Below are 4,311 nucleotides of genomic sequence, written 5' to 3' on the forward strand. Positions count from 1 at the left end.
CAGTACCGCATTTGAGGCGCGGGGCGCTCGCGATCGTGACGCTCAAGGGCGGCGGACGGAATCCCCTGGACGCGGCCAGGCGGGGGATGGACGTCCTGCGCAAGGAGTACGACGTACTGCACGCCCGCCAACTGCACCACACCCGCCGCGAAATCACCGTCATCGCCCGAGCCCGGTAACCGGACCGGCGCCGGCCGGCAACTGCTGGCAACTGCTGGCAACTGCTGGCAACTTACGCAACTGCTGGCAACTGCTGGCAACTGCTGGCCTGGCTGCTCTGCGCAGCCGGCCACGCATCGGTCCGCCCGCCGCAGCCGGACCTATGCAGCGCCGCAGCCGGACCCCTGCGGCGCCGCAGCCGGACTTGTGCGGCGCGCAACCGGACCTGTGCGGCGCAGCATCCGGACCCCTGCGCCGCAGCCGGACCTGTGCGGCGCCGCGTCACCGGTCCAGCACTAGGTTGTCGGCATGAATCGACCTCCTGCGCCGATCATCGCCACGGTCGTCCTGCTGGCGCTGCTGACCGTGTCCAGCGCTGCCGCCATCGTGTTCGCCGTGTCCGAGATCGGAGCGAGTGCGCTTATCGCGCTGATCTTCCCGCTGCTGACCGCCTTCGCCGCGCTCGGCCTCTGGCAAGCAACGCGCGGCTCTCGAGTGATCACCGTCGCACTGAGTCTGTTCCTGGTCCTGTCCGGTCTCAACGACACGGACACGGCCGTCATCGGGATCGGAGCGCCCGTCCTCGGCGTCGTCCTCTTCCTGCTTCTGATCGCACCCCGCTCATCCCGCGAGTGGTTCACGTCACCGGAGTAGCCGACCGGGAACACCAGTAGGCGCCCCGGGGATCCCGGGGCGCCTAGTGGGAGCCCTACACGGAGGTTGGCCTTGTCAGGCCGGGGGTGTTCTAGCCGACGACGCGCTGAACCTTGCCCGCCTTGATGCAGGACGTGCAGACCTTCAGCTTGGTGGGCGTGCCCTTGATGATCGCCCGGATCGGCTGAATGTTGGGGTTGAACCGCCGCGGCGTACGAGCCTTGACCCGGCGGATCATCGCGCCCTTACCCAGCCGCGCAACACTGTTGCCGAACGTCGGCTGCTTGCCACAAACATCGCACTTCTTAGACATGATTCTCCGTGTTTAGGGTCGAGACACCGACAGACCATGTTACACAGCGGTCAGAGCCTCCACCAATTCGGTCCGAACCCGCTCAGCCCTGCGTGAGCCACGCCACTTCCGCGGCCGACAGCGCCACCCCGAGACCGGGCAATGACGTCCGAGTCTCTGAGATCTGCCGCGGTCCGATCAGCGGGAACACCGGGTACGGCTGGTGCAGCAACCACGCCAGCGCGATCGCCGTCGGCTCCACCCCGCGAGCCGCCGCCAACTCCCGGGCCCGGTCCAGCCGGCCGAAGTTCTCGTCGGAGTAGAAGCAGCGGACCAGTTCTTCGTCGGACCGGTCCTCCGGCTTCGCCCGCCCGGTGAAGAACCCGCGCGCCTGGCTCGACCAGGGGAACAGCGCCACCTGCCGCTCCCGCAACCACACCTGCGACTCCTCGTCGCTGACATGCCGGCACCCAGCCCACGGTACGTCGTACGCCCTCGCCAGGCTGAGGTGGTTGCTCAGCAAGGTGAACGGCTGCTTGCCGTGCTCCTCGGCATACGCGTTCGCCTCGTCGAACCGCGAGGTCGACCAGTTGGACCCGCCGTACGCCCTGATCCGTCCCGCGGCGAAATGCGAGTCCAGGACGTCGACGAACTCCCCGACCGGGATCTCCTCGTTGTCGCGGTGCATCAGATAGAGGTCGACGTGGTCCGTCTGCAACCGCTCAAGCGATTCCTCCAACTGCCGCGTGATCGACTCGGGGTCGCAGTACGGCGTGTGCGCACCCTTGCCGATGACAACGACCTCGTCGCGGTTGCCGCGCGACCTCATCCACTGCCCGAGCAGCCTCTCGCCGCGCCCGCCGCCATAGATGTACGCCGTGTCGAAGGTGGTTCCGCCGCGCTCCACGAAGTCGTCGAACATCGTCGCCGCGTGCGGCAGCGTCTCCTGGTTGTCCACGCCCATCACGAGCCGGGAGACCTGCTTGTCCAGGCCCGGCACCTCGCCGTACGTCATCGGCGCGTCCGTACGCCGGGCCAACGGCCGACCCGTGTTCGTCGGAATCATCGCGTCGTCCCGCTCGATCTCGTACTGCTGCCCGATCGCCTTCCGCCAGGCGTCCTGGACCTTGAGATTGCCGAGGGTGTCCGCCCACGACATCTCCGGAGCCTGCCGCTGATCGATCGCGGCGGCGACCGCATCCGCCTCGGCCGCGTAGATGAAGGCCGGCTCCGCGGAGACATCCCGCGGCTCCTCCCCCGCCCGGTGGATCGTGACGTGGGTCGGCTTGCCATCGCCGCCGAACCACGGGTCCTCGACGACGAGGTACCCCTTGCTGCCCAGCACGCGGACGCGGTTCTCATCGCTGAGCCGGACTCCAGTACTGACCTGCGCGGTCATCCCGCTGTCGAAGAACAGCGTCGCCACCGTCCATTCGTCGACCCCGGTCTCGCCCACTTGACCGACGGCGGTCACCGCCGCCGGATCGGCGTACGGGGCTCCGATCGCCGCGCCCGCGATCAGCCGGGCCATCGAGACCGGGTACCCGCCGACGTCGAGGATGCCGCCGCCGGCCAACTCGTTGGCGAAGATCCGGCTGCCGGGGTTGTAGGAGGCCTGGAACGCGAAGGACGCCTGGATCTGGTGCACGGTGCCGATCTCGCCGTCGCGAACCAGCTGGGCGATCAGCTTGGTCTGCGGCAGGCAGCGGTACATGTACGCCTCCATCAGGAAGACGTCGTTGCGGATCGCCGCCTCGATCATCGCCGCGGCCCAGGCCCGGTTGATCGCGAGCGGCTTCTCGCAGAGCACGTGCTTGCCGGCCTCGGCGGTCTTGATCGCCCACTCCACGTGCAGTGGATGCGGCGTGGCGATGTAGACAGCGTCAACCGTGTCGTCGTCCAGCAGTGCCTGGTACGACGCGTGCCGGTTCGGAATGCCGTACTTGTCCCCGAACTCATCGGCCGAGGTGGTGCTGCGGCTCCCGACGGCGGCGAGTTCGCCGGTCTCCGAGGACGGGAGCTGGCTGGCGAACCTGGAGGCGATGTTGCCGGTGCCCAGGATTCCCCAGCGGAGCTTGTTCGATGACACAGAGGTTCCCCTCGTAGTAGGCGTGCGGTCAGAACTTCATGGCGCCGGCGGCGAGGTCGGCGATGAAGTGGCGGCCACCGATGATGAACACACCGATCAAGGGGATCACGCTCATCAAGGCGCCCGCCATCACCATGCTGTAATCGGTGCCGTAGATCCCGTTCAACTGGTCCAGGGCGACCTGCAGGGTGAGCTTGTTCGGGTCCGTCATCACGATCAACGGCCACAGGTAGTCGTTCCAGACGTTGATGAAGGTGAAGATGCCCAGGAACGCCAGCCCGGGTCGCAGTACCGGCAGCCCGACGGTCCAGTACTGGCGGAAGAAGCCGGCCCCGTCGACCTTGGCCGCGGAGATGAGCTCGTCCGGGATCGCGCCCTTCGCGTACTGCCGCATCCAGAAGATGCCGAACGCGTTCGCGGCGCCCGGGATGATCAACGCCTTCAGCGACCCGATCCAGCCGAACTCGGCCAGCGTGACGAACTGCGGCACCAGCGACAGCTGCGACGGGATCATGAAGGTCGCCAGCAGCAGACCGAAGAGCAGATTGCGCCCCGGGAACTCGTACTTCGCGAACGCGAACGCGGCCAGCGAGTCGAAGAACAACACCAGGACGGTGACACCGAGGGACGCGATCAGGGTGAGCAGCATCGCGCCGAAGAAGTCGATGTTGTCCAGCACCCGGCCCATGTTCTCGAACAGGTGCGACCCGACCAGCAGCTTCGGCGGGTAGGCGAAGATGTCCGGTGTGGTGTTCGAGGCCATCACCAGCATCCAGTAGAACGGGAAGATCGAGACGACCACCCCGAGCATCAGCACGACGTGACCGACGACGGTACGGATCCGCTCAACCGACATCGGCCGGCTCCTTCCGCTCCGAGTTCCGCTCCGGGACGCCGGTACTGCGTCGCGCGTTCTGCTCGGCGATCCGTCGTCTGGCGCGGCGGGCCGCCCGCTTGGTGATCCGTTCGTCGTCGTTGCCGCCGATCAGGCGCCAGTTGATGATCGAGAACAGCACGATCAGGATGAACAGCGCCCAGCCGATCGCGGCGCCGTACCCGAACTGGTTGGAGCCGAACGCGCTGTCGTACAGGTAGGACACGATCGTCAGACCGCCGT

General features: G+C 67.1%; 4 protein-coding genes and 1 pseudogene. 1 reads left to right on the forward strand and 4 read right to left on the reverse strand.

What is annotated here, in order from left to right:
- The first annotated feature begins 468 nt into the window (after window positions 1–468).
- Window positions 469–813 (forward strand): hypothetical protein, encoded by a 345-nt coding sequence (locus tag VFG33_RS39175; protein WP_325058105.1) that lies wholly within the window; start codon window positions 469–471, stop codon window positions 811–813.
- A gap of 91 nt (window positions 814–904) precedes the next feature.
- On the opposite strand, the gene rpmB is transcribed toward VFG33_RS39175, so the two are convergent.
- The 4 genes and pseudogenes from rpmB to VFG33_RS39195 all read right to left on the reverse strand — a co-directional run.
- Entirely contained in the window at window positions 905–1,126 is a 222-nt protein-coding gene (rpmB, locus tag VFG33_RS39180; protein WP_132191415.1) for a 50S ribosomal protein L28, read from the reverse strand.
- A gap of 82 nt (window positions 1,127–1,208) precedes the next feature.
- Window positions 1,209–3,194, reverse strand: coding sequence for an aldo/keto reductase (locus tag VFG33_RS39185; RefSeq protein ID WP_325058106.1), 1,986 nt, complete (start codon window positions 3,192–3,194; stop codon window positions 1,209–1,211).
- Between the two features lie 28 nt (window positions 3,195–3,222).
- Window positions 3,223–4,050, reverse strand: a complete 828-nt coding sequence (locus VFG33_RS39190; RefSeq protein WP_325058107.1) for a carbohydrate ABC transporter permease — start codon at window positions 4,048–4,050, stop codon at window positions 3,223–3,225.
- Window positions 4,040–4,311 (reverse strand): annotated as a pseudogene (locus VFG33_RS39195) (hypothetical protein); the annotation flags it as partial. The gene VFG33_RS39190 and the pseudogene VFG33_RS39195, both read right to left, overlap by 11 nt.

It is taken from the genome of Kribbella sp., assembly GCF_035687465.1.
GTDB lineage: Bacteria > Actinomycetota > Actinomycetes > Propionibacteriales > Kribbellaceae > Kribbella.

What these genes read in the sequence shown, in the direction of transcription:
- rpmB (WP_132191415.1), bottom strand. Translation starts at nt 1,126, where the DNA reads ATGTCTAAGAAGTGCGATGTTTGTGGCAAGCAGCCGACGTTCGGCAAC.
- VFG33_RS39175 (WP_325058105.1), top strand. Translation starts at nt 469, where the DNA reads ATGAATCGACCTCCTGCGCCGATCATCGCCACGGTCGTCCTGCTGGCG.
- VFG33_RS39190 (WP_325058107.1), bottom strand. Translation starts at nt 4,050, where the DNA reads ATGTCGGTTGAGCGGATCCGTACCGTCGTCGGTCACGTCGTGCTGATG.